Genomic DNA, 24,562 nt, shown 5'->3' on the forward strand with positions numbered 1-24,562 from the left:
TTGACGTTGTCGCCGGTCTCGGTCTGCCACTTGCCGCCGTCGACGGCGGAGCCGGCGGGCCCGTCGAACTCGTCGGCGAACGTGACGGCGGCCGCCGCCCGGGAAGCCGTGAAGGGCGCAACCGTGTGGGGGTCGGGTGCGGCCGAGGCTCCGGCGGGAAGCGCGGTCATGGCCACGGAGCAGCAGAGCAGCGTGAGAGCGGTGCGCAGCATCGTGCGCCGCCTCTTGGGGATGCGCCGCGCCGCGTGGTGGGGGGAAGGCACAGTCATCACATCTTTCAGGGTGGGGGGAGGGGAAGCATGCACATGACAGTTTGACGCCGAGAGGTGAACACTTGGCGTGCCCACATCATGCTCTGCTTTCAACAGGTGATTCAAGGCAGCGGCCCGCGGCCCGTCAAGGATCTGGTCCGGAGCGGGCGGATACGGGTAGAAGTCATCGCGGAGGGGAACGGACAACTCATGCGCATCCGTACCGAAGTCCTCCTTCCCGCCGCATTCGCCCTGGCCTTCGCCCTGCCGGCTCCGGCAAGCGCCGCGCCGGCCGCCACCCCCACCGCAGCGCCCTCTCTCCCCCGGTGCGGGGATGCATCCTTGACGGTCGCCGCGGCAGCCTCGGACCGGCCCGCAACGGTGCGGATCAGCATCACCAACCAGGGCCGGCAGATGTGCGTCGTCGACCGCGTCCCCACGGTCGTCTTCGGCGATCTGGACGGGCCCGCTCTGCCGGTGCCCGAGGGCGAGAGCGGTCCGTACCGCCTGCCGGCGGGCGGTTCCGCCTACGCCGCGGTGCGCACCCTTGACCCGGCGGCCACGGAGCTGCGGGTCGTGGACCGGCTGACGGTGGCCGGGGACCCCTCACACCGCGGGCGGACGTTCGACGCCGCCACGCTGGGGGCACCGGACGGGATCCGGGTATGGGAACCGGTGACCACCTGGTGGCACCCCTCGGGCGCGGCGGCCGACGCGGCTCTCGAGCTCCACACCGGCTGACCGGCCCTGCGGGCGCCGCGTCGGCCGCCGCCGTGCGGGGTCCTGCCGATGGCGGCACAGTGGAGGCATGGACAGCGAAAGCACACGGCGCTTCGTGGTGCAGATCCACGACGCCCGGCGTATGCATTTCGACTTCCGTCTCGAGGTCGACGGCGTCCTGAAGTCATGGGCCGTGCCGCGCGGCCCGTCGGACAATCCGAGCGACAAACGGCTGGCCGTGCCGACGGATGACCACCCGTTGGAGTATCGCGAGTTCGAGGGTGTCATCCCACGGGAAGAGCAGGGCAGCGGCACCGTGATCGTCTGGGACCAGGGCACCTATCGCCCGACCAGTCACGATCTCACGGGCGCGCCCGTCCCGTTCGCCGAGTCACTGGAACGCGGGCACGCCACGTTCCGGCTCGACGGGACCAAACTGCACGGCGAATTCGCGCTCACCCGCTTCCGTATCGACGACGAGAACGGGACACGGGGGCCGGAGGCGTGGCTGCTGATCAAGGCCGACGACCGGCAGGCCGTCCACGACCGGCCGGGCACCCCCGATCCGTACCACGCACGCTCCGCACGCACCGGCCGCACACTGCACCAGGTCGCCGTGGCGGAGCAGGAGAGCGCCCGCTGACACCTCACGGCGGAGGTGGCCCCTCCTCCGCTCCGGTGAGCCGTTCCAGGACGCCCGTGTAGCGGGCACGCCGGTCGGGGCGGGCATGTCCGACGGCGCGCCGCAGAGCGGGAACCACGGATGAGCCCATCAGCAACAGCCCCTTGGCAGCCTCTCTTCGGACGGCCGGATGCGTATGGTCCAGCAGGGCGACCATCGCGGGAACGGCGGGTTCCCAGCCGGCACGGCAGAGCGTGCGGATCGCCATGCGCCTGATGTCCGGCTGCGGGTCGTCCAGCAGGGCCTCGGTGTGGTGCAGATGGGCGGACCGGTCCAGCAGAGAGCGCGAAGTCCGGTGGGCGAGCAGCCTGACCTTGGGTCTGGGATGGGTCAGCAGTTCCCCGAGGACCTCCTTGAGCACGGGGTCCCGGTCCGCCGTCCGGCCGCCGTGCTCCTCCACGAGACGGGTGAGGGCTCTGCGGATCTGCTCCGGGCCGCCGGTGCGGGCGAGGCGCAGCAGTTCCGGGCGCCCTGGGCGGTGGACGGCTGCAACGTGAGCCGTCGTACGAGGGGCGGCGGGGCTCGGCCCTTCGTCCAGGAGGAGACTCGCGGCAAGGTCGTCGCGCCCCTCCGCGCGCAGCCGCTTCCGGATCCGCGTCATGTCCGGGGAGCCAAGCAGTCGCAGACCCGCCAGCAGGTCCAGGAAACCCCAGGCCCCGGCCTCGATGCGGGGGCGGAGGTGCTCCGCGAGCACATCGGCGGGTGCCGTGCGCAGGGCGCGGCCGGCTTCCGTCCGCAGGTCGGCGGGGCCGTGCTCCCACCAGCCGAGCAGCAGGGGGATCAGTGGCACGACGTCCCAGGGCCGGAGATGCCCGGCGAGTGCGGCCACCTCGGCGGGCCTGATCTCCTCACCGCTCAGTTCCGCCGGGTCGACGGTGGCCAGCGTGCGGGCCAGGCTGCCGCTCGGCCCCGCAGGAACACGTCCCCGGAGGTACGCGTCGAGGACCGCGCGGGCCGTCTCCGGCTCCGGCCAGTCCAGGAGCTGCTGGGCGGCTTGGGACCTACGGCCCGCGTCGGGCGCGTGCAGCAGGTCCAGCAGCCGGCTGCGCTGTGCGGCGGAACGCGGCCGGCCGGGGTCGTCGGCGCGTACGGTTCCCGAAGCCGGGGCGGCTGTCTCGGCCAGCGTCCACGGCGGTGTTCCGAGGGGCTGGAGATCCGTCATCCAGTCGACGAGCGCGGTGCGTGCGCCGTCGTCGTCTGCGTCGGAGTAGGCGGCCATCAGGGCCGACAGGCGGTGGCGGGAGCCTGGCGGGCACCGGTCGCGGCGCCTGAACTCCTCCAGCGCGGGGCGCGTGCGGAGGGCCGCGTGCAGCGCGGACCGCCAGGCCTGCACATCGCGGTCCGGCGGGAGCGGGACCGGCGAACGAAAGGCTTCCCGCAGTACGGCGGTCCCGGCCTCCCGGGCTTCGGCGTCGAGGCGGGCGGCGGCGAGGGCCCGGTCCAGATCGTCCCTGCTCAGTACGGAATCGCAGGCGCGGAGCAGCCGCAGCGCTCGCACATGTTCCGGCGGTGACAGGCCGCGTACCGCATCGGCGATCGCCAAGCGCTGCTCATCGCCGAGCCGGGGCGCCACGGCCTGGAGTACGGAGAGGAGTCCGGGCCGGTGCTCCCGCTCACCTGCCAGCCCCTCCACCAGCACCTGGGCGGCGCCCGCGAAGTGCTCCAGCTCGTCGGCCGGCCACTTCGGGGGGCACAGCCGCAGGACGAGCCCCAGGACCCGGTCCCGGGCGGCTTCCGGGAGGGACCGGGCCAGGCACAGCCAGTTCGCCAGCATCGGCCGAAGCTCCCCCAGCCGCTTCGCCCCCAGGGCGTCCGGACTGTCCGCGAGGCGCAGGGCCGCCAGGGCGTTCCAGCCGTGGTCGATGAGCGTGGCGGTCCAGGAGTCCGCCTCCGCGGACGGCGGGTGGGCCGACGTGGTGATCCCGTGCACGGCCGACAGCTCCACGAGATCGGCGGCGCTCCCCTCACCGAGGCGGATCCGGCCGTCCCCGACCAGAGCGAGCAGGTCGGGCAGGACCGGGGAGCCCTGATCGGCGAGGACGAGAACGGTGCGGGAGGCGAGGGCGCCGTCGAGACCCTGGAGCAGCAGGGTGCGCTCACGGGCGTCCTGGGAGCGCCCGGCGGCGGCGAGGAGCGTGGCCGTACAGGCGTCACCCAGCACGGCCCGCAGTGCGGCGACGAGCCCCGCGCGCAGGCCCGGGTTGTCGTCGCGGCCGAGTGCGCGCAGGAGGCCGGGCACAGCGGCCGGTGTTCCTGTGCGCACCAGGACCGATGCGGCGGTCTTCCTGATGTTCATGGTGGGGTGGCCGAGGAGGGCGGCGACCGCCGGGCAGGCCCAGTGTGCCTCCGCCCGGCCGAGAGCGAGCAGTGACTGCCGTACGGTCTGGACGTCCTCGGCCCGGGTCAGCGCGATCAGCGTGGCCGACAGTGCCTGCGCGTCCTCGTCCTCGGCGCCCGTGGCCAGGAGGGCGATCACCTGCTTGCGCACGTGCGGATCGCGGTGGCGCAGCAGCCGGTGGACACGGGGCCGGGCCCGGGCCGTGGGCGCGCGGCGCAGCACCTCCAGCAGGACGGACTGCTGACGGGCCGGCAGTCCAGGCCGGTCCAGCAGGTCCAGCACGATCCCGGCCAGCAGCGCGTCGCCCGCCTCGCGGGCGTCCCGGGTGCCGAGTAGGCAGACGGGTCTGATCCTGCGCCGCTCGTGCAGCCGACTGCCCAGACCACGTACGGCGTCCACGATCTCCTGGGGGACGACGGGTTCCTCTGCGCGGGCGGGTGCCGGACGCCGGCCGGTCTCCACGGTCTCCCAGGACGCCGCCAGTTCGCTCACGACCCGCAGCAGCAGGCCGGTGACGGCGGGCAGGGTGGACGCGCTGCCGTGCGCCGCGAGCGCGCACAGCGCGACGACCGGGTCTGCGGGCTCCGGACCCGCGGCCAGCAGGGCCAGTTCCCGCTCGTCCGGGGCGCCGAGGTCCGCCGCGACGGCCGGGGGCGGTGCTGTGGGATCGACGCGGGCGAGGAGGTGGCGCCGCAGGTCCGGGTCGGTGTTCAGCTGCCACAGGAGTTCCAGTGCCCGGTGGCGTACCGGGCGGAGGAAGGACGCGATCCGACGGCCGTCGGTGTCCGGACCGAGCGCTTCGGTCAGAACCTCGACCGTACGGTGCGTACCGATGGCCTCGAGGGTGTCGAGGGCCGCCTCCGGGGCTCGGGGCAGCAGCGCGAGAACGGTCTCCTCGGCGCCCTCGTGACGGAGTTCACGGATCGCGTCGAGGAACGGCGCGGGTACACGCGCGGAGGGCAGGAGACGGGTGACCGCCGCCCCGACCGGGAGGTCCCCCGTGCCCTGCCCGGCCAGGGCTACGAGCAGAGTGAGCCGGCGCGGCCAGCTCGGGTCGTCCGCCGGGGCGTCGACGAGCAGGTCCAGCGTCGTGCGGCGGCAGGTGTAGAGGATCGTGGCGAGCGTACGAGGATCGAGCGAGTGGTCGGCCAGCGCCAGGCCGACGAGAGCCGGCGCCTGGGACACGTCCGGGAAGTGCCCGCGCCTGTGGAGACCTCGCAGGCAGATCACCGCGGGTCCGCCGAGCAGCAGCGGGTCCTGGGCTGCGATGTCGAGGAGGGCGCCGATGTCACCGCGTTCCGCCAGGTCGCCGAGGAGTTCCAGGGCCAGGCGCCGTACCTCCGGGGACACGGCGAGGTCCGCCGCCGTCCGCCACAGCAGAGATGCGTGCCCGTGCCGAGCCGCGGCGGTGAGCGCGGGAACCGCGACAGGGACCGCCTGTGCGGGGTTGAGATACGGAACGAATCGGGCTGCGGGCAGGGCGTCCGCCGCCGCCCAGGGCTCGGCCAGTTCCGCCAGGGCGGCAGCCGCGGTGACCATGTCGTCCGGATCCGCGCCGAGCAGCCCGGCCAGGTGAGCCCGGGCGAGGCCGGGAGCCAGCAGCCCGGCACGCAGGGCCTGCCGGATCAGCCGGACCGCCTCCGCACGCAGGACGGGGTCACGGGTGGCCAGGATTTCGGCCACGAGCCGGTCCGGGCGGTGGGCTTGCCCGGCGTCGATGCTCCGCACCGCCTGGTAGAGCGGTTCGCCGGGCCGTTCGTCCCGGAGCGCCGAGGGGTTGGTGAGGAGTTCGGCGCGCAGCCAGGCGATCCTCACCCGTTCCGGCAGCCCGCGGGCCGCACGCCACGCCGGCAGCCGCCGACCCGGAAGGTGGATGCCGAGCCGCCCGTGGAGCCCGGCCAGGAGTAGCGACTCGTCCGGTGACTCCGGCAGTTCCCCCGGCAGCAGTGCCGCCAGTTCGGCCGCTTCGCCGGCCGACAGCCGGGGTGCGGCCGCCCGCTCGGCGAGAAGGCTGAGCCCTCGATACCGCACCCGGCGGTCCACATCCCCGATGAGCGGCCCAAGTTCGTGGGCCGGGCAGATGTCCACCGGCACGTCGCACCCCGCCGGGCCCAGGTGTCGCTGCTGTGTCCGCGCGTCCGCGGGGCTCGTGGTCACCCCGGGATATTAGGGCCTCTCGTGCCGATCATGCCGGGCTCTTTCCTGGGGCCGCCTCAGTATTTCCTGGCGGACGCCAGGTGCGCGAACACCACCACGTTGTCCTCGTAGTCCTTCTTCTTCTTGTTGTACTCCCCGCCGCAGGTGATCAGTCGCAGTTGGGCCTTGCCGGTGTCGGCGTACACCCGCTCGTCCGGGAAGTCCGCCTTGCTGAAGGTCTCGACCTCGTCGACCTCGAAGCTGACGATGGTGCCGTCCCGCCGGGCGATGTCCACGGTGTTGCCCGACTTGAGTGTGCTGAGCAGCAGGAACACGGCAGGGCCCGTCTTGGTGTCGACGTGCCCGGCCACCACCGAGGTGCCGCGCTCGCCTGGAGTGGCACCGTCCTTGAACCAACCGACCAGATTCGCGTCGTCCGCCGGCGGGGCGTTCAGCTGCCCGGAGGAGCCGATCGACAGCGGCGTGAAGGGGGCGTCGACCGCGATCGACCTGATCCGGATCCGCACGGGCTCGGACCGGGGCAGCCCCGGCGAAGGGGCGGACGCGGATGCCGACGGGGCGGGCGAGGCCGGCTTCGAGGGTGAGGGAAGAGACACCACAGCGGGCGCCGGCGGGACTCCCGCCGATGCGTCGAAGGAGTTGTACACGAGGAGGAAGCCCAGCCCCACCGCTGCGAGGGGCCACAGCAGGGAACGGCCGGCGGCAGGGGGGGCGGGTTCTGTGTCGGACGACTGCGGGGCGGCCATGCGCATGCTGCCTTTCACGGACGACAGGGGGCGGCTTGTACGAGGAAATCGGCGTGGCCGCCGCCCCCCGGGAAGGGGCGGCGGCCACGGCAGGAGCCATGCAGCGGTGCGGGACCCCGTCAGGCGGCCGCAGCGCCCGAGGCGTTGCGGCGGCGCAGCTTGTACGCGACGGCGCCCAGGCCGCCGAGCATCAGCACCGAGCCTGCGGCGAGGCCGCTGCCGGAGAGCGCCAGCGCTCCACCGCCGGTGTGGACGCCGCCCTCGGGCTTCTCGTGCTTCCAGGTCTGCTCGCTGTCCCAGACGCTGCCGGAGCCGGACTCCTTGTCCTTCTCCCAGTCGTCGGCCGTCACACCGGCCAGCGCGCCGCCACCGGCGTGCACACCGCCCTCAGGCTTGTCGTGCTTCCACGAGTCCGGCTTCTCACGGTCGTCGTTGTTCCCGGAGCCGGACTCCTTGCCCTTGTCCTTGTCCTCGTCCTTGTCCTCGTCCTTGTCCTTCTCCCAGTCGTCGGCCGACACACCGGCCAGCGCGCCGCCACCGGCGTGCACACCGCCCTCAGGCTTGTCGTGCTTCCACGAGTCCGGCTTCTCACGGTCGTCGTTGTTCCCGGAGCCGGACTCCTTGCCCTTGTCCTTGTCCTCGTCCTTGTCCTCGTCCTTGTCCTTCTCCCAGTCGTCGGCCGACACACCGGCCAGCGCGCCGCCACCGGCGTGCACACCGCCCTCAGGCTTGTCGTGCTTCCACGAGTCCGGCTTCTCACGGTCGTCATTGCTGCTCGCGGAGGAGCCGCTGTCCTTGTCCCAGTCGTCCGACGAGGTCACGGCGTATGCGGCGGGGGCGGAGACCGCGAGGACCGCCGTGACGGCGGCCGATGCGAACAGGGTGCGGGCAGAGCGCATGGGTACACAGTCCTTTCGCCACTCCCGCGCTGGCCGGCTGGTTGCCGGCTCATCGGATCACGGGTGCGACGTGATCCACCGTCAGCGGAAATGCGGAGGGGCACCACTCGGGAAGGCCGCATTCGAGCTACACGGTGGGCTCATCGTGTGACAGGGAGCCAGATGTCACCCGTTGGACGGCACGCCACGCCGGGAGGAGGTTTGGGCGGAGACGATCAGCGGTGTAGGGCCTGCGCGGCACTCGTGGGAGCGGCGCGAGGAACATCCGGCCGGCACTGCTCCCGAACCCCAGGAGGTCTGACGGCCCGTCCTGCATCGCTCCACCCGTCCGCGCGGAACAGCGTCACGCCCCGAAGAGGTCGTGCGGGTACGCGGCCGCTTCCGGGACGGCCGCCTCGGTGGCGCCCAGCCCCGGACAGCCGTCGGGCCGTACGAGGACCGCTTCGCCGTCGCTCGCCCCGTGCACGCGGCGGAACGTGCCGAAGCCGTCGTGCGCGGCGGGGATGCCCAGGGCGGGCGCTGCTGCGCGCGTCCATGGGCGTCCGCGCCACCACTTCCAGCACGGATACCTCCCAGGGCGAGGTGCGTGCACTCGAACGCAGCACGCCCTGGGAGGTGTGGGTGTGCCCCCTTTCGGCCCGCCTGACGTCACCCGACGGTGCAGGCCTCCCCGCCCGACGAGAAGGAGCCGATGTGCGGAGCGGCGTCAGCGTTGCCGACCCGCACGACCGTGCCATCGCGGGTGCCGCGTCGAGGTCGGTGTGCCGGAATCCCCCGATGTCACCGAGCGCGCTCAGCAGCGGCGCACCGGAGGGCGGGCTCGCCAGGTCGTTGACGGCGGTCTCCTCCAGCCCCTTGACCATGGGCGCGATCTTGAACTGGCCGCCGGCGTCCCAGGCAGTGAGATTCTCGGTGCCGTAGACCGCCGCACCCGTGCCGTACATCATCCGGTTCGAGTCGAACGGGTCGGCGCGGCGGTTTGATCGGATGAATCAGGGCAGCTCCCTTCGACCTCTGCACAGAGGGCACACCGTCCACAGCCAATACAGAAATCGGCACACCTCCCCCACATGTCCGGAGGCTACGTGGCGCGATGGACACGGCAAACCGATAGGCAATTCATGAACACGTCACCCCTGCGCAGATGACACACAAACAGAAGAGAAACGCTCTCACCTTTCACCGCGACGTGAATATCGATCCACTTCGAACTCCGCCCGGCGACCCACATCACCCACACCTAAAAGCACAGGGACGGCCCGACCTCGGAAACCTGCACACGGCGTGCGCACACCGATCACCGAATCCGGTACGAAAGGGCAGGTCGAGGGCGACCCGCAGGGCGATTGGGGAGGGAGTGCCCCACTTGCTGGGTGAACGGTTGCAACGACGCAGAATTCATGCGGTGAAGCTCGTGAAGAATCTGCCGCGATGAAATGAACGCGTCTGCACGCGAGTCGATCCGAAGGGGTCGACAATCACGGATCCACCGCAGTTCGATTGGCTGTGCGAGGCGAAGGCGTGCTTTGATCCTGGGCCATGCGGAGGCCGCGCCACCGGGCTTCCGCACATAAGCAATTTCCACACGAAGGGCAGCGCTCATCATGAACTACACCCCCCAGGTCGAGACCGCCGAGATCTCCGACGCCGAGCTCGACAACGTCTCGGGCGGCCTCGTCGGCGGCGTGCTCGGCAATGTCACGGGCACCGTCGAGGGCATCGTCCCGGTCGCCGGTGTCGTCGGCTCGGTCACCGGTCTCGTCGAGTCCGCCACCGGCGTGAACACGGGCGCGGTCACCGGCCTGGCCTCCGGTCTGACCGCCGGTCTCTGAGAGACACGGCAGTACCCCGCCGAGCCCCGGAACCGATCGGTTCCGGGGCTCGGTGCCGATCGCTGACAGGTGAGGGAAGAGTTCAGTGCAGTTCCGCCAGCAGGCCCTTTCCAAGCTGCAGTCGCCCGAGCAGCTCGATCTCCCGGTGCGCTTCGCCCGCCCGCAGGGCCTGCTCGTCCTCTGCGTGACCGTCGCCGTGATGGCCGCCGCCGGCTTCTGGGCCGTGACAGGCTCCGTCGCCGGCACGCTCGACGCGCCCGGCATCCTCACGCACTCCCGCGGCAGTTACATCCTGCAGAGCCCGGTCGCCGGGCAGATCACCGAGGTGCTCGCCGACGAGGGCGAGACCCTGCCCCGGAACTCCCCTCTGCTCAAGGTCCGCACGGAACAGGGTGAACGCGTCGTCCGCACGATCGACGCGGGGCGCCTCACCTCGGTGACCGCCACGATCGGCGCGGTGGTCACCACCGGCGCCGACGTGGCGAGCGTCGAGCGGATCGACGGCGCCGACGATCCACTGGTCGTCCTGCTGTACGTGTCCGGCAGCAGCGCCGCTTCGGTCCCGGTGGGCGCCTCCGTCGACCTCACCGTCCAGTCCGTGCCCGCCCAGCAGTACGGGGTGCTGCGCGGCGAGGTGGCGGCGGTCGGCAGGACGGCGCAGACACAGCAGCAGATCACCCGCTTCCTCGGCGACGCCCAACTGGGCGAACAGTTCTCCAGGCACGGCAGGCCGTTGGCGGTCCTGGTCAAGATCGAGCGCTCGGACTCCACGAAGTCCGGCTACCGGTGGTCCTCCGCCGACGGCCCCCCTTACCCCATCGGTTCCATGACCCTGGCCACCGGTTCCGTCCGTCTCTCCGACCAGCGCCCGATCGATTGGCTGCTCCCGTGACCGCACCGCCCCCCTCCCCCGCCGCCCAGCAGTTGCCGCCTCCCGGCCGCGGCAGGCACCGTCCGGAAGGGACCCCGGGCAGCAGACGCCGGCCGCGCTCCGCGCCGACGGGGGGACGTGCCAGAACCGTGCGCACCCCCACCGTGCTCCAGATGGAGGCTCTGGAGTGCGGTGCGGCCTCGCTGGCGATGGTGCTCGCACACCACGGCCGCCATGTTCCGCTGGAGGAACTGCGGATCGCCTGCGGTGTCTCGCGTGACGGCTCACGGGCCAGCAACGTGCTCAAGGCCGCCCGTAGTTACGGTCTCCAGGCCAAGGGCATGCAGATGGAGCCCTCGGCACTCGCGGAGGTCCGGGCGCCCGCGATCCTCTTCTGGGAGTTCAACCACTACGTCGTGTACGACGGTGTGGGGCGGCGCCTCGGACGACGGGGTGTGCACATCAACGACCCCGACAAGGGGCGCCGGTTCGTGCCCACGGAGGACTTCGACACCAGCTTCACCGGTGTCGTCCTCGTCCTGGAGCCCGGCGACGACTTCCGGCGCGGCGGACGGAAGCCCGGGGTCATGGCCGCGCTGCCGGCCCGGCTGCGGGGCACGACGGGCACCATGCTGGTCGCCCTGCTCGCGAGCCTGCTGCTGGTGGCGGTCGGGGCGACGCTCCCGGCCCTGAGCCGTACCTATATCGACATGTTCATGATTGGCGAGCAGACCTCCCTGCTGGGCGTGCTCTTCGCCGCGATGGGCAGCATGGTCGCCCTCACCGTCGTCCTGACCTGGCTGCAGCAGGCGAACCTGCTGCGCGGGCGCATCATCTCGTCCACGCTCGGCAGCGCGCGCTTCTTCCGGCACCTGCTCCGGCTGCCGGTCACCTTCTTCTCGCAGCGCAGCCCTGCCGACCTGGTCCAGCGCCTTCAGTCCAACGACGCCGTGGCCGAGACGCTCGCCCGGGATCTCACCGCGGCCGGCGTGGACGGCATCGTCGTCCTCCTCTACGCGTTCCTGCTGTGGACCTACGATCCTCAGCTGACCGTCATCGGGGTGGGTATCGCGCTGCTCAACGTGGTCGCGATGCGCATCGTGGTACGGATGCGGGCCGTAGGCACGCAGAAGTTGCGGGCCGACAGCGCACGGCTGACGAACACCTCGTACACCGGTCTCCAGCTGATCGAGACCATGAAGGCCACGGGCGGCGAGAACGGATACTTCCGCCGCTGGGCCGGGCAGCACGCGGCGACGCTGGAGGAACAGCAGCGCCTCGGGGTGCCGAGCGCCTGGCTGGGGATCGTCGCTCCCGCCCTCGCGACGCTCAACAGCGCGCTGATCCTGTGGATCGGCGGGTTGCGTGCCGTCGAGGGGCACATCTCGATCGGTCTGCTCGTCGCCTTCCAGGCGCTGGTGACCCGCTTCACCGCGCCGCTCACCCGGCTCAACGGGGTGGCGGGCCGCGTGCAGGACTTCGCGGCCGATGTGGCCCGCCTCAAGGACGTCGAGAACTTCCCGGTCGACCCGTTGTACTCCCGCCGGGAGCCGGCCACTAGCACCCGCCGTCTCAAGGGACACGTGACGCTGGAGAACATCACCTTCGGCTACAGCCCGCTCGACAAGCCGCTCCTCACCGGTTTCTCCCTGTCCGTGGGACCGGGGCAGCAGGTGGCGCTCGTCGGTGGCTCCGGCAGCGGCAAGTCGACGGTCTCGCGGCTCATCTCGGGGCTCTACGGCCCGTGGGAAGGCACGATCCGCATCGACGGGCAGCGTCTGGAGGACATACCCCGGGGGGCACTGGCCGCGTCCGTGTCCTTCGTCGACCAGGACGTCTTCCTCTTCGAGGGGACGGTCCGGGACAATGTGGCGCTGTGGGATCCCTCGGTACCGGACGAGGCCGTGACCGACGCCCTGCGGGACGCCGCCCTGTACGACGTCGTCGCCCGCCGCCCCCGGGGCATCCACAGCCGGGTGGAGCAGGACGGCCGTAACTTCTCCGGCGGGCAGCGTCAGCGCCTGGAGATCGCCCGGGCGCTCGTGCGCCGCCCCAGCATCCTGGTCCTGGACGAGGTCACCAGCGCGCTGGACGCCGAGACGGAGCGGATCATCATCGACAACCTGCGGCGGCGCGGCTGTGCCTGTGTCGTGATCGCGCACCGGCTGAGCACCGTGCGCGACAGCGACGAGATCGTGGTCCTGGACCACGGGACCGTGGTGGAGCGCGGCCGGCACGAGCACCTGGTGGCCGCCGGAGGCCCGTACGCCGATCTGGTCAGGGAGCACTGACATGGTGTCCGTACATCCTCTCGCGGGCACGGAGGCGCCCGGGCCGGACCCGGTCATCGGCGCGCTGGGAGCGCTCGGCGAGCCGGTCGACTGCACCGGGCTGCGAAGCCTGTCCCTGGAAGGCCCGCAGGTGCTGTGGCTCGTCGTGGGCGGCGCCCTCGACCTGTTCGCCGTGGACGCGGCGGAACAAGGACACTGGCACTTCCTGGGGCGCCTCGAACCGGGAACGCTGGTGCTGGGCCCGGTCGAGGGCCCTCAGCACACCCTGGTCGGCCGGCCCCTCCAGGAGTGCGTGCTGCGCCGGATCCCGCTGCGTGAGCTGTACCGGCCGGAGTACACCGGCCAGGGCGCGTACGAGGGGCAGTACCGCAGCCATTACGACACCGGGGACGCCACGCTCAGTCTGCTGGAGCACGCCTTCTCGCTCGGTGTGGGCCGCAGCCAGCGTGTGCTGTTCGAGGCGCCGCTGGACGGGCGGACGACCCTCGACGAAACGGTGGGCGACGACGACATCCTCTGGCTGCCGGTGTCACCCGGCAGTGTGCAGTACGGCGCCGCGTTCAGCGCCGAGGCCGCGGGTGATCTGCTCGTCGATCCGGCGATGTGGCAGGGGATGGTCAACCAGCAGTTCCGCCTGCTGTCGGCGCTGGACCGTTGGATCGAACAGCTGGAGCGCGCGCACGAGGACCGGACCGCGGCCGGGATGAAGGCGGGCGAGGCGGTCCGCAAGGAGGCCGACCAGGCGCTGCTGACCTCCATCGGCCGGTCCCGGAGGGGCTCTTCGCCCGCGGCAGGGGCCTCGGACGACGCGGTGTACGCGGCCTGTCGCCTGGTGGCCCGGGAGTCCGGGATCGTCCTCGCGGAGGCCGCGACGGGCGGCGCGGTGAGCGACCGGATCGACCCGGTCGAGCGTGTCGCGGTCGCCTCACGCATCCGCACCCGTGCGGTGCGGCTCAGCGGGCGCTGGTGGCGGGAGAACTCCGGGCCGCTGGTCGGCCACCGTGCCGCGTCCGGGGCGCCGGTCGCCCTGCTCTGGCGCCGTGGCCGCTACGAGGCGGTCAACCCGCTGACCGGGCGGCGCAGCCGGGTCGACCGCACCTCGGCCGAGGAGTTCGAGCAGCGGGCGGTGATGTTCTACCGACCGCTGCCCGAGCAGCCGCTGGGGAAGTGGCAGCTGCTGCGCTTCGGACTGTTCGGCACCCGGGGCGACCTGCGGAGGCTGGTGCTGGCGGGCCTGGTGACCGTCGCGCTGGGTTCGCTGGTGCCGATCGCGACGGGCAAGGTGCTCGGCGTGTACGTACCGAACGCCCGGACCGGACTCATCGTGCAGGTGTCGCTGGCCGTGATCATCTCCGGGGTCGTCTCGGCGGTCTTCATGCTGCTGCAGAACCTCACGATCCTGCGGATGGAGGGGCGGATCGAGAGCACGCTGCAACCCGCGGTCTGGGACCGTCTGCTGCGGCTGCCGACGAAGTTCTTCACCGAGCGGTCCACGGGTGAACTGGCGAGCGCGGCCATGGGAGTCAGCGCCATCCGCCGGGTGCTGTCCGGTACGGGCCCCGTCGTGGTGCAGGCGGGCACCCTGGGGGTGGTGAACCTGGGCCTGCTGCTCTGGTTCAGTGTCCCGCTGGCGCTCGCCGCCGTCGCGATGCTGGTGGTCATCGCCGGGGTGTTCCTGACCATGGGCATGTGGGAGCTGCGCTGGCAGCGCCGGCTGGTCGAACTGGGGAACAAGCTGAACAACCAGGCGTTCCAGACGTTGCGAGGGCTGCCCAAGCTGCGGGTCGCGGCGGCGGAGAGCTTCGCGTACGGGGCGTGGGCCGGGGAGTTCGCCCGCAGCCGTGAGCTGCAGAAGCGGGCGGGCCGGATCAAGAATCTGACGACGGTCCTCAACGCGGTGTACCTGCCGCTGTGTTCGCTGGTCGTCTTCGTCCTGCTGGCGGGCCCGGCGCGTGGTTCTCTGACGGCCGCCGAGTTCCTGACCTTCAACACGTCCGTGACGATGCTGCTGACGGCCGTCACCCAGCTCACCGGCGCGTTCGTGTCGGCCGCGGCGGTGCTGCCGATGTTCGAGCAGATCAAGCCCGTGCTCGACGAGGCGCCCGAGGTGCGCGGCGCCAGCACCCAGCCGGGCGTGCTGACCGGGGAGATCGAGGCCAGAGGTGTCTCCTTCCGCTACTCCGACGACGGCCCGACGGTCCTCGACGAGGTGTCGCTGACCGTGCGGCCCGGTGAGTTCGTCGCGATCGTGGGCCCGAGCGGTTGCGGCAAGTCGACGCTGCTGAGGCTGCTCATCGGCTTCGACAAGCCGGTCACGGGCAGCGTCCTGTACGACGGCCAGGATCTGACGGCGCTCGACCAGGCGGCTGTGCGCCGTCAGTGCGGCGTGGTGCTGCAGAACGCCCAGCCACTGTCCGGATCGATCCTTGACTGCATCTGCGGCGCCGAGGTCTTCACGCAGGAGGAGGCGTGGGAAGCCGCCGCGATGGCGGGCCTGGCCGAGGACATCAAGCGCATGCCGATGGGGCTGCACACGATGATCTCCGGCGGTGGTTCGATCTCCGGAGGACAGCGCCAGCGGCTGATGATCGCGCAGGCGCTCGTAAGGCGTCCCCGCATCCTGTTCTTCGACGAGGCCACCAGTGCGCTGGACAACGAGACCCAGCGCACGGTGATCGAGAGCACCCGGTCCCTGCGGGCCACCCGCGTGGTGATCGCGCACCGGCTGACCACCGTGATGGACGCCGATCGCGTGATCGTCATGGCGGACGGCCGTGTGGTCCAGGAGGGACCGCCCGCCGAACTCCTGGCGGACACGACCGGGCAGCTCCATGAACTGGTACGGCGCCAGTTGAACTGAAGCCTTTCGTTCGGATCGTGCCAGGTTCGCGTGCCCTGGTGGCGAACCTCGGACGCGTGCCGACGGAGCCGGTGCGACATCACGCGATGACAGTGGTCAGCCCTGGGTCTCCTGCGGTTTGACCTCGACCTCACGCAGCTTCTGCTCCTTGAGCTCGGCACGTGCTTCGGTGCGGTGCCCCCGGGCGATGTAGTCACGTACGACCACTTCGACGGCGTCCTGGGGGGAACCGACCCCGGCCAGGACCATCACCTCCACCACGAGTTCGGCATCGAGACTGATGTTGACCTTGGCCATGCGCGGCCCCCCTTCGTCGGTCCGGACCCTACAGTCGCACAGCAGCGGCTCGTTTCCCCGCGGTTCGTCGCACAGGACGACGACAGGGCCGACGTCGCTCGACGCGGCACCGGTCAAGGCCGTCGCCCGCCCGGCCGCGGAGGCTCCACCGCGTCGCGGATGCTGGCACGTGCGGCCGCGGCGACGGCTTCGGCGGTGATGCCGAACTCCTCGTACAGCCGCTCGTAGGCGGCCGACGCACCGTAGTGCTCCAGGCTGACGATCCGGCCGGCGTCGCCGACCACCTCGCGCCAGCCCTGGCCCACGGCGGCCTCGACACTGACGCGGGCGCGCACCTCGGGCGGCAGTACCTCGTCCTGGTAGGACAGCGGCTGCTCGGCGAACCACTCGCGGCAGGGCATCGAGACGACGCGTACGGCCAGCCCTTCGTCGACCAGCAGTTTGCGGGCTTCGAGAGCGATCTGGACTTCCGAGCCCGTGGCCACCAGGACGACGTCGAGGGCGGTCCCGGATGCCTCCACCAGGATGTAGGCGCCGCGGGCCGCGCCCTCGGCGGAGGCGTGGACACCGTCGGCACGGTCGAGCACCGGAAGGTTCTGCCGGGTCAGGACGAGGCCGGCGGGGCGGTCGGTGTGCTCCAGGATCGTCCGCCAGCAGGTGGTGGTCTCGTTGGCGTCACCGGGACGGACGACGTCGAGTCCGGGGATCGCGCGCAGCGCGGCCAGGTGTTCGACGGGCTGGTGGGTGGGGCCGTCCTCGCCCAGGCCGATCGAGTCGTGGGTCCACACATAGGTGGCGGGAAGCTTCATCAGGGCGCCGAGGCGGACCGCGGGGCGCATGTAGTCGCTGAACGTGAGGAACGTGCCGCCGTAGGGGCGCGTCAGGCTCTGCAGCGCGATGCCGTTGAGTACGGCGCCCATCGCGTGCTCACGGATACCGAAGTGCAGGGTCCGCCCGTGGGGGCCTCCCGCGAACTCGGCCGTCTGCCGGTCGGCGGGGATGAAGGAGGGCTCGCCGTCCATGGTGGTGTTGTTGCTGCCCGCGAGGTCCGCGGAGCCGCCCCACAGTTCGGGCAGGACCGGTGCCAGCGCGGTGAGCACCTTGCCGGACGCCTTACGGGTGGCCATGCCTTTCGCGTCGGCCGGGAAGAACGGGAGGGCGTCGGTCCAGCCCTCGGGGAGTTCCTGCTGGCGGAGACGGTCCAGCAGGGCTGCCCGCTCCGGAGCGGCGGTACGCCAGTCCTCGTAGGTCCGCTGCCAGCGTTTCCGGGCGTCCGCGCCCCGCTCCCCCACGGCCCGGGTGTGGGCGAGGACCTCGTCCTCCATCGGGAAGTACGCCTCGGGATCGAAGCCGAGGAGCCGCTTGGTCGCGGCGACCTCGTCGTCCCCCAGAGCCGCTCCGTGTGCCTTGCCGGTGTTCTGTTTCGTCGGGGCCGGCCACCCGATGACCGTGCGCAGCGTGATCAGCGACGGCCGGGTCCGCTCCGCCTTCGCCGCCTCGATCGCGTCGAGCAGTGCGTCGACGTCCTCGACGTAGTCACCCGTACGGGTCCAGTCCACGGTCTGCACATGCCAGCCGTACGCGGCGAAGCGGGCCGGGACGTCCTCGCTGAACGAGATGTCGGTGTCGTCCTCGATGGAGATGTGGTTGGAGTCGTAGAAAGTGATGAGGTTTCCCAGCCGCTGATGCCCTGCCAGGGACGCGGCCTCGGATGCGACGCCTTCCATCATGTCGCCGTCGGACGCCAGCACGTACACGTGGTGGTCGAACGGGCTGGTGCCCGGTGCGGCGTCCGGGTCGAGCAGGCCCCTCTCCCTGCGTGCGGCCATCGCCATCCCGACGGACGCGCCCATGCCCTGGCCCAGCGGTCCCGTGGTGATCTCGACACCGCGGGTGTGCCGGTACTCCGGGTGGCCGGGGGTCGCCGATCCCCAGGTCCGCAACGCCTTCAGGTCGTCCATCTCCAGGCCGTAGCCGGCCAGGTAGAGCTGGATGTACAGCGTGAGGCTGGTGTGGCCGCAGGAGAGGACGAAGCGGTCCCTGCCCAGCCACTGGTCGTCGGCGGGGTCGTGGCGCATGACCTGCTGGAACAACAGGTAGGCGAGCGGTGCCAGGCTCATCGCCGTCCCAGGGTGGCCGTTGCCGGTCTTCTGCACGGCGTCGGCGGCGAGCACCCGTACGGTGTCGACGGCACGCAGGTCCACGTCGTTCCACCCCGCCCGTTGGGCCACCGGCCGGGCGAGGCCCGGGTCGCGTGACGCGGTGCTGCCGGAAGAGGATCGTTCGGGCGCCATGGTGTCTCCCTCGGATGTCGCTTCTCGGTACGCCGGGTCGGCCGGTGCGGCCCTCCGGCCACCTTTCGCATCCTCCGTTTTCCCCGTGCCCTCCGCACCCGGAGGGCGCCCGGCGGTGCGGTGGAGGTCCCGCCGTCCGTTCGCCTACCCGCAACCGGCCCTGCCAGCCGGCCGAACCGGTCCCGCGTCGCTCCGCCCGTACGGGGACCGGACGGCCGGACCGCATCCGTACCACGCCCGGTTCACACCGCCGCCACGTGGGTGAAGCGGTCCGCGGTGTGCAGTTCGGACTCGATGCGGCCGACGGTGAGACGGAGTTCCGGCAGCACCTGGTCCAGGCACGCGTCGATCGTCCGGCTGCTGCTGTGCATGGCGACGTTGACGGCCGCGACCGCGGTGCCCTCCCGGTCCCGCACGGGTACGGCGATCGAGCGCAGGCCCGCTTCCAGCTCCTCGTCGACCAGGGCGTATCCGTCGGTTCCCACGCGCTCCAGCACGGCTTCGAGTTCGGCACGGCGGGTGAGGGTGTGGGGGGCCAGGGGCCGCAGCTCCGCGTGGTCGAGGAGGGGTCCGAGTTCCGCGGCGGGCAGATCGGCCATCAGGACGCGGCCCAGCGAGGTGGCGAAGGCGGGGAGCCGTGTGCCGACGGTGATGTTGACGTTCATGATGCGGTGGGTGGCCGCACGCGCCACGTACTGCACGGAGTCGTCCACGAGCACCGCGAGGGAGGTCGAGTCGTGGATCCGCCCCGCCAGTGCGGCGAGGTGCGGTTCGGCGATCCGCGGCAGGGTGATGCGGGACAGGGGCGGATATCCGAGTGCCAGGACACGCGGGGTCAGCCGGTGGTCCCGCCCGTCGGCCGCCACGTAGCCGAGGTGTTCGAGGGTGATCAGCGCGCGGCGCGCGGAGGCCCGGGACAGGCCGGTGGCGCGGGCGACTTCGCTGAGCGTCAGAACGGCGCCGCCGTCACCGAAGGCGGTGATGACGGTCAGGCCCCTGGCGAGGGACTCGACGAACTCCCGGCCCAGTTCCTGTTTCGAGGCGGCCGTCCACGAGGCAAGGCGGCCCGGGGCGGGTGCGCAGCCGCCGGGGGGCGCGTCCCGCAGCCGGCCTTCCATGGCCGCGGCAGCGTCGCGCAACCGTGGCAGCAGACTGGCGTGGAGCCCTTGCGCGCTGTGCCGGCTGGTGTGGCTGACCACGCTGAGGACGCACGCGATGCTTCCGGCGGGGTCCCGTACGGGTACGGCGAGGGCGAGGAGGCCTGGTTCGATCAACTGGTCGTCCAGCGCCCAGCCGTCGGCCCGGGCCGCGCCCACCCGTTCCTCGAAGGTGTCGTCCGCCGGACGCGGCGGCAGGGACGGGTAGCCGGCTCCCGCCGGGTCGGAGACCCGCCTCTCCCGCCAGGCCTGCCACTCCGCAGGCCCCCAGACGGTGGCGAAGACCGCGCCCGGGGCGGTGCGTTCGGCGGGCAGCAGGTCGCCGATGCGGAAGCTCAGGGACATCGCACGGCGCCGGGTGGCCTGGTGCACGAAGCGGATGTCCCCGTTGTCGGGCACCGCGAGCGACACGGACTCGTCGAGTTCGTCCGCGAGGGCCTCCACCAGCTCACCGAGGAGCCCGGGGAGGCGGATCGAGGCCAGATAGGCGTTGCCCAGTTCCATCAGGCGCGGTGCGAGGGTGACGGTCCGGCCGTCGAGGCGGACGTAGCCCGTCCTGGCGAGGGTGCGTGTGACCCGGTCGACGGTGGAGCGGGCGAGTCGGGTGGCGCGTTCCAGGTCACTGAGGCTGAGGGAGCCGTCCGCGTCGGTCAGCCGGCGCAGCACGGCGATCCCGCGCATGAGCGGTGCGACGGCCTCGGCAGGCGCCTCCGCGCCGGGCCCGGTGGTGCTGGTCGGTGGCATCTGTCCTCCGGTCGGACGGGGCCGACAGGTGTCATCACCATTGACAGGGCTCTGATCCGGGCGGCAAACTTAGGCATCTTAGTGAAGGAAACTTCACCATGCGAACATTAGCGGATGGGCGGTTCCATGGACAAGGTGGTCGCGTCAGCGGCGTCGGCCGTCGCCGACGTGCCGGACGGCGCCTCGGTGGCAGTGGGAGGCTTCGGCCTCAGCGGTGTGCCGAAGGTGTTGATCGACGCCCTGTACGAGACCGGCGTCAACGGGCTCGACGTCGTGTCCAACAACTGCGGAGCGATGGACTCCGGTCTCGCGGTGCTGCTCTCGGCGGGCCGGATCAGCCGGGTGACCGGCTCGTACATCGGCGGGAACAAGGAATTCGCCCGGCAGTACCTCGGGGGCGAACTGGAGCTCGAACTGATCCCGCAGGGCACCCTGGCCGAGCGGCTCCGGGCCGGCGGGGCGGGGATTCCGGCCTTCTACACCCCCGCGGGGGTGGGAACGCAGGTCGCCGACGGCGGACTCCCCTGGCGCTACGACGGCGAAGGCGGGGTGGCGCTGGCCTCCCCGGCCAAGGAAGTTCGCGCGTTCGACGGCACCGAGTACGTCCTGGAGCACAGCATCCGTACGGACTTCGCCCTCGTCAGGGCGGCGAGGGGCGACCGGCACGGCAACCTCGTCTTCAACAAGTCCGCACGCAACTTCAACCCGCTCGCCGCCATGGCCGGCCGCATCACCGTCGCGGAGGTCGAGGAACTGGTCGAGCCGGGCGAGATCGACCCGGACCATGTGCACCTGCCGGGCATCTTCGTGCAGCGGGTGGTCGCGCTGACCCCCGAACAGGTCGTGGACAAGAAGGTCGAGAAGCGGACGGTCACGGAGCGGGAGGCGCGGGGCTGATGGCCTGGAACCGGAACGAGATGGCCGCGAGGGCGGCCGCGGAGCTGCGCGACGGCGAGTACGTCAACCTCGGCATCGGACTGCCGACGCTGATCCCGAACCACCTGCCGGAGGGCGTGCACGTCGTCCTGGAGTCCGAGAACGGCATCCTGGGCACGGGCGCCTTCCCGTACGACGAGGATGTCGACCCCGATCTGATCAACGCGGGCAAGGAGACGGTGACCGTCAGGCCGGGCGCCGCGTTCTTCGACTCGGCGCTCTCCTTCGGCATGATCCGGGGCGGTCACATCGACGCCGCCGTGCTCGGCGCGATGGAGGTCTCGGCCCGGGGCGACCTCGCCAACTGGGCGGTGCCGGGCAAGATGGTGACCGGCATCGGCGGAGCCATGGACCTCGTGCACGGGGCCCGCCGCGTCATCGTGACCATGACGCACACCGCCAAGGACGGCACCCCGAAGATCGTCGAGGAGTGCACCCTGCCGCTGACCGGCAAGGCGTGCGTCCACCGCATCGTCACGGATCTCGCCGTGCTGGACGTGACGGACGACGGCCTGGTCCTGGTGGAGACCGCCCCTGGGGTGAGTGTCGCCGAGGTCCTGGAGCGGACGGCCGCTCCGGTCCGTACGCCCGAAAGGAACGCCTCATGAGCTTCCGCCCCCGCGACGTGTACATCGTCGACGCCGTCCGCACCCCGATCGGCAAGTACAACGGGGCGCTCGCGCAGGTACGGCCCGACGACCTCGCCGCCCACGCCATCCGCTCGCTGCTCGGCCGCACCCCGGAGCTCGACCCGTCGCGCATCGGTGACGTGGTGCTCGGCAACGCCAACGGCGCGGGCGAGGAGAACCGCAAGTCGGCCGGATGGCCGCGCTCCTCGCGGGCCTGCCGGTCTCCGTTCCCGGCGTGACCGTCAACCGGCTCTGCGCCTCCGGCCTCGAAGCCGTGGTGCACGCGGCACGCGCCGTGGCGCTGGGGGACCACTCGCTCGTCGTGGCCGGCGGGAAGCCGTGAACAGGGCATTGGACCGGGCAGGCAGGAGCTTCACCGACCTCACCGCCCTCGAGCTCAACGAGGCCTTCGCCGCCCAGGTACTGGGCTGCGTCGCCGAGTGGCCCGATCTCGACCCGTCCGTGCTCAACCCGCGCGGCGGAGCGATCGCGATCGGCCACCCCCTCGGCGCCTCGGGAGCCCGTCTCGCGGGCTCGATCGCCCACCAGCTCAGGGCCGCCGGATCCGGGGTCGGTGTGGCGACGCTGTGCATCGGCGTGGGCCAGGGCTCCGCGCTGGTGCTGGAGAGGTAGCCCACCGGACGCGCGCGCCCTGCGCGGGGCTTCCGTCAAGGTCGGCCTCCCCCGGCACAGCCGACCGGGCCTCGCTCGCGATCGCGGTGGGCTCTCCCGAGCGGCGGAACAGGCGTCCCGGATGAATGATGAACAGATGCTGTGGTGCCGCGCATCCGTCCGGCCTCTTCACCGCGCGGACCGGGCACGGCCCCGACCACGAAGCGGAAGGCATGGGCCCATGACCTCCCAGACCGCGACGCCGACGGCGGAGAAGTCGCCCGTGCGGCTTCCGCCGCCGGGCGGCACGGCAGACGTGATCCGGTCGAGCACGGGCGAAGAGGTCCGCCCAGGGACGAGGGCCGTTCGATGAGGTCCGCCGGAGGGCTGCTGGAGATCAACTTCATGCGCACCGTGTTCGACAGCCTGGGGGCAGGGGTGTTCGTCACCGACGCCACCGGTCGGATCGACGCGTGCAATCCACGCGCGGCACGGCTCCTCGACCGTCCGCAGGAGCAGATGCTCGGGCACGACATCCATGATCTGCTGCACCGCGGAGCGGACGGCGGCACGGTCCCGCGGAGCGAGTGCGACATGCTGACCGTCCTCGAGAGCGGCCGGCCGGCCGAGGGCAGCGAGGAACACTTCCTCCGTGGGGACGGCAGCCTGGTGCCGATCATCTGGGCTGCCACTCCGTTGCGGCACGAGGGGCACCTGGAAGGAACGGTGGTCGTCTTCCACGATTTCAGCCTGCACCGTGACGCCGCCGAGCAGACCGCGGCCTACCTCTCCGCGCTGGAAGGCCTCACCGCGCGGCTGACGATGGTGGCGGAAGTGTCGACGGTCCTCATCTCCACCCTGGAGACACCGGAGATGCTGCACAGGCTGGCCGGGCTGCTCGTACCGGACATGGGTGACTGGGCGGCGATCGACGTACGTACGGCGGGGCGGACGGACGAGGTGCAGCGCGTCACCGTCCGTGCTCCTGGCGATGACGGGACGGCCGAAGCGCTGACGGGTCCGCTGCCACCCGTGCCCGAATCCGCGCGCTCGCCGGTCGTACAGGCGCTGCGGAACGCCGAGCCCGTCGTGCTGGACGCGGACGCCCTGGCGGCGCCGCCGGACAGCCCGCTCGCGATCGCCCACCGGGAGCTGTTCGACCGGTTGGGAGGCGCCTGCGCCGTCGTGGTGCCCCTGCACACCCGGCGGACGGTCTTCGGCGCGCTGACCGTGGCCCGCGTCGCGCCGGGCTCCTCCTACACCGACGCCGAGGTCTTCGTGCTCTCCGACATCGCGCGCCGCGCCGGCCTCGTGATGGAAGCCGCAGAACTGTTCGAACAGCAGCGTCACGTCGCCGAGACCATGCAGCGCCAGCTCCTCACTCCACTGCCGCAGGTCGACCACCTGGAGCTGGCGGCCCGCTATCTGCCCGCCGAGACTGCCGCGGAGATCGGCGGGGACTGGTACGACTCCTTCCTCCTCGGCGACGGCGTCCTGACGATGGTCATCGGGGACGTCGTCGGCCACGACCTCAAGGCCGCAGCCCACATGGCCGAGGTGCGCAACATGCTGCGCGCCCTGGCCTGGGACCGGACGAAACCTCCCAGCCTGATCATGCGCCGTCTGGACGAGGCCATGACCCACACGAGCGACGCCCCCATGGCCACCTGCGTCTTCGCGCGCATCGAAGGCGAGGAGGGCGGGCCCTGGCAACTCCACTGGGTGAACGCCGGACACCCCCCGCCCCTGCTGATCACCGCCGACGGGCACACCCGCTTCCTCGAAGCCGGTCACGGTCCGCTCCTCGGTCTCAGCTCGGCCCTGCACCTGGGGCTGGGGTGGCCCGACGCCCACGCGGACCTCCCACCCCGGTCCACGCTCCTCCTCTACACCGACGGGCTCGTCGAGAGCCGCTCCCGTGACATCGAAGCCGGCCTCGCCACGCTGCGCCGGCACGCCTCGGCCCTGGCCCGCCGCGACATCGAGGACTTCCTCGACGAACTGCTGGTCCGCATCGACCCGAGCGGCGACGACGTCGCCCTGCTGGTCCTGCGCACCCCGCCGGCGGGGTGCGGCGCCGGCGACGACGAGGCACAGCCGCAGCATGCCCACAACCCGGCCGCCCCCGGCCGTGGAGCTCCCGGCTCCCGCATCGAGGACACGCCGGTCAGGGACACCTCCGAGCCGACCTGACGCACACAACGAGCCCCTCGACAAGGGGGGTGGGTGCACCTCTGGTCCGGGGC

General features: G+C 71.7%; 16 protein-coding genes and 3 pseudogenes. 10 read left to right on the forward strand and 9 right to left on the reverse strand.

The genetic code is table 11. The annotated features are described in order from the left end of the window. A pseudogene (locus ACFYSH_RS31365) lies at positions 1–269 on the reverse strand (glycoside hydrolase family 16 protein); the annotation flags it as partial. A 192-nt stretch (positions 270–461) separates the two neighbouring features. Here ACFYSH_RS31365 and ACFYSH_RS31370 point away from each other — a divergent pair. Next, positions 462–992: a DUF4232 domain-containing protein gene (locus ACFYSH_RS31370; protein WP_388756957.1), complete on the forward strand. Its 531-nt coding sequence runs from the start codon at positions 462–464 to the stop codon at positions 990–992. Positions 993–1,059: 67 nt separating this feature from the next. Further along, positions 1,060–1,614: a DNA polymerase ligase N-terminal domain-containing protein gene (locus ACFYSH_RS31375; protein ID WP_359471605.1), complete on the forward strand. Its 555-nt coding sequence runs from the start codon at positions 1,060–1,062 to the stop codon at positions 1,612–1,614. Positions 1,615–1,618: 4 nt separating this feature from the next. On the opposite strand, the gene ACFYSH_RS31380 is transcribed toward ACFYSH_RS31375, so the two are convergent. From ACFYSH_RS31380 to ACFYSH_RS31400, 5 genes and pseudogenes are all read right to left on the reverse strand, one after another. Then, positions 1,619–6,148: a HEAT repeat domain-containing protein gene (locus ACFYSH_RS31380; RefSeq protein WP_359471608.1), complete on the reverse strand. Its 4,530-nt coding sequence runs from the start codon at positions 6,146–6,148 to the stop codon at positions 1,619–1,621. Positions 6,149–6,204: 56 nt separating this feature from the next. Further along, entirely contained in the window at positions 6,205–6,894 is a 690-nt protein-coding gene (locus tag ACFYSH_RS31385; protein ID WP_359471610.1) for a class F sortase, read from the reverse strand. A gap of 119 nt (positions 6,895–7,013) precedes the next feature. Next, a complete protein-coding gene (locus tag ACFYSH_RS31390; protein ID WP_359471612.1) occupies positions 7,014–7,793 on the reverse strand; it encodes a hypothetical protein in 780 nt (259 codons plus the stop codon). Between the two features lie 343 nt (positions 7,794–8,136). Continuing rightward, a complete protein-coding gene (locus ACFYSH_RS31395; protein ID WP_359471614.1) occupies positions 8,137–8,259 on the reverse strand; it encodes a hypothetical protein in 123 nt (40 codons plus the stop codon). 203 nt (positions 8,260–8,462) lie between these two features. After that, positions 8,463–8,761, reverse strand: a pseudogene (locus tag ACFYSH_RS31400) (xyloglucanase); the annotation flags it as partial. A gap of 636 nt (positions 8,762–9,397) precedes the next feature. Here ACFYSH_RS31400 and ACFYSH_RS31405 point away from each other — a divergent pair. From ACFYSH_RS31405 to ACFYSH_RS31420, 4 genes are all read left to right on the forward strand, one after another. Beyond that, positions 9,398–9,625 (forward strand): type A2 lantipeptide, encoded by a 228-nt coding sequence (locus ACFYSH_RS31405; protein ID WP_359471616.1) that lies wholly within the window; start codon positions 9,398–9,400, stop codon positions 9,623–9,625. 85 nt (positions 9,626–9,710) lie between these two features. Beyond that, positions 9,711–10,517, forward strand: coding sequence for an HlyD family efflux transporter periplasmic adaptor subunit (locus ACFYSH_RS31410; protein ID WP_388756962.1), 807 nt, complete (start codon positions 9,711–9,713; stop codon positions 10,515–10,517). Beyond that, on the forward strand, positions 10,514–12,787 hold the full coding sequence (locus tag ACFYSH_RS31415; protein ID WP_359471620.1) for an NHLP family bacteriocin export ABC transporter peptidase/permease/ATPase subunit: 2,274 nt from the start codon (positions 10,514–10,516) through the stop codon (positions 12,785–12,787). The genes ACFYSH_RS31410 and ACFYSH_RS31415 overlap by 4 nt, the downstream gene beginning before the upstream one ends. A gap of 1 nt (position 12,788) precedes the next feature. Beyond that, complete coding sequence (locus ACFYSH_RS31420) at positions 12,789–15,647, forward strand: NHLP bacteriocin export ABC transporter permease/ATPase subunit (RefSeq protein WP_359471622.1); 2,859 nt, start codon at positions 12,789–12,791, stop codon at positions 15,645–15,647. Positions 15,648–15,743: 96 nt separating this feature from the next. Here ACFYSH_RS31420 and ACFYSH_RS31425 read toward each other — a convergent pair whose 3' ends face one another. From ACFYSH_RS31425 to ACFYSH_RS31435, 3 genes are all read right to left on the reverse strand, one after another. Then, the gene (locus ACFYSH_RS31425; RefSeq protein ID WP_359471624.1) at positions 15,744–15,944 is read right to left on the reverse strand and encodes a type II toxin-antitoxin system VapB family antitoxin; all 201 of its coding nucleotides are present in this window, start codon (positions 15,942–15,944) and stop codon (positions 15,744–15,746) included. Between the two features lie 113 nt (positions 15,945–16,057). Beyond that, positions 16,058–18,238 carry a transketolase gene (gene tkt, locus ACFYSH_RS31430; RefSeq protein WP_359471626.1) on the reverse strand — a complete coding sequence of 727 codons (2,181 nt, stop codon included), beginning with the start codon at positions 18,236–18,238 and terminating at the stop codon, positions 16,058–16,060. 242 nt (positions 18,239–18,480) lie between these two features. Further along, complete coding sequence (locus ACFYSH_RS31435; protein WP_359471628.1) at positions 18,481–20,139, reverse strand: IclR family transcriptional regulator C-terminal domain-containing protein; 1,659 nt, start codon at positions 20,137–20,139, stop codon at positions 18,481–18,483. Positions 20,140–20,265: 126 nt separating this feature from the next. On the opposite strand from ACFYSH_RS31435, the gene ACFYSH_RS31440 reads away from it, so the two are divergent. From ACFYSH_RS31440 to ACFYSH_RS31455, 4 genes and pseudogenes are all read left to right on the forward strand, one after another. Continuing rightward, positions 20,266–21,036, forward strand: coding sequence for a CoA transferase subunit A (locus ACFYSH_RS31440; protein WP_359471631.1), 771 nt, complete (start codon positions 20,266–20,268; stop codon positions 21,034–21,036). After that, positions 21,036–21,683 (forward strand): CoA transferase subunit B, encoded by a 648-nt coding sequence (locus ACFYSH_RS31445; RefSeq protein WP_359471633.1) that lies wholly within the window; start codon positions 21,036–21,038, stop codon positions 21,681–21,683. The genes ACFYSH_RS31440 and ACFYSH_RS31445 overlap by 1 nt, the downstream gene beginning before the upstream one ends. Further along, positions 21,680–22,337: pseudogene (locus ACFYSH_RS31450) on the forward strand (hypothetical protein). The gene ACFYSH_RS31445 and the pseudogene ACFYSH_RS31450 overlap by 4 nt, the downstream one beginning before the upstream one ends. A 348-nt stretch (positions 22,338–22,685) precedes the next feature. Continuing rightward, positions 22,686–24,509: a SpoIIE family protein phosphatase gene (locus tag ACFYSH_RS31455; RefSeq protein WP_359471635.1), complete on the forward strand. Its 1,824-nt coding sequence runs from the start codon at positions 22,686–22,688 to the stop codon at positions 24,507–24,509. The last annotated feature ends 53 nt before the right edge of the window (positions 24,510–24,562 follow it).

This window comes from Streptomyces sp. NPDC005791 (genome assembly GCF_042871485.1).
GTDB lineage: Bacteria > Actinomycetota > Actinomycetes > Streptomycetales > Streptomycetaceae > Streptomyces.

Coding starts and splice junctions, on each gene's coding strand:
- ACFYSH_RS31370 (WP_388756957.1), top strand. CDS start 462: ATGCGCATCCGTACCGAAGTCCTCCTTCCCGCCGCATTCGCCCTGGCC.
- ACFYSH_RS31375 (WP_359471605.1), top strand. CDS start 1,060: ATGGACAGCGAAAGCACACGGCGCTTCGTGGTGCAGATCCACGACGCC.
- ACFYSH_RS31385 (WP_359471610.1), bottom strand. CDS start 6,894: ATGGCCGCCCCGCAGTCGTCCGACACAGAACCCGCCCCCCCTGCCGCC.
- ACFYSH_RS31390 (WP_359471612.1), bottom strand. CDS start 7,793: ATGCGCTCTGCCCGCACCCTGTTCGCATCGGCCGCCGTCACGGCGGTC.
- ACFYSH_RS31405 (WP_359471616.1), top strand. CDS start 9,398: ATGAACTACACCCCCCAGGTCGAGACCGCCGAGATCTCCGACGCCGAG.
- ACFYSH_RS31420 (WP_359471622.1), top strand. CDS start 12,789: ATGGTGTCCGTACATCCTCTCGCGGGCACGGAGGCGCCCGGGCCGGAC.
- ACFYSH_RS31425 (WP_359471624.1), bottom strand. CDS start 15,944: ATGGCCAAGGTCAACATCAGTCTCGATGCCGAACTCGTGGTGGAGGTG.
- tkt (WP_359471626.1), bottom strand. CDS start 18,238: ATGGCGCCCGAACGATCCTCTTCCGGCAGCACCGCGTCACGCGACCCG.
- ACFYSH_RS31435 (WP_359471628.1), bottom strand. CDS start 20,139: ATGCCACCGACCAGCACCACCGGGCCCGGCGCGGAGGCGCCTGCCGAG.
- ACFYSH_RS31440 (WP_359471631.1), top strand. CDS start 20,266: ATGGACAAGGTGGTCGCGTCAGCGGCGTCGGCCGTCGCCGACGTGCCG.
- ACFYSH_RS31445 (WP_359471633.1), top strand. CDS start 21,036: ATGGCCTGGAACCGGAACGAGATGGCCGCGAGGGCGGCCGCGGAGCTG.
- ACFYSH_RS31455 (WP_359471635.1), top strand. CDS start 22,686: ATGAGGTCCGCCGGAGGGCTGCTGGAGATCAACTTCATGCGCACCGTG.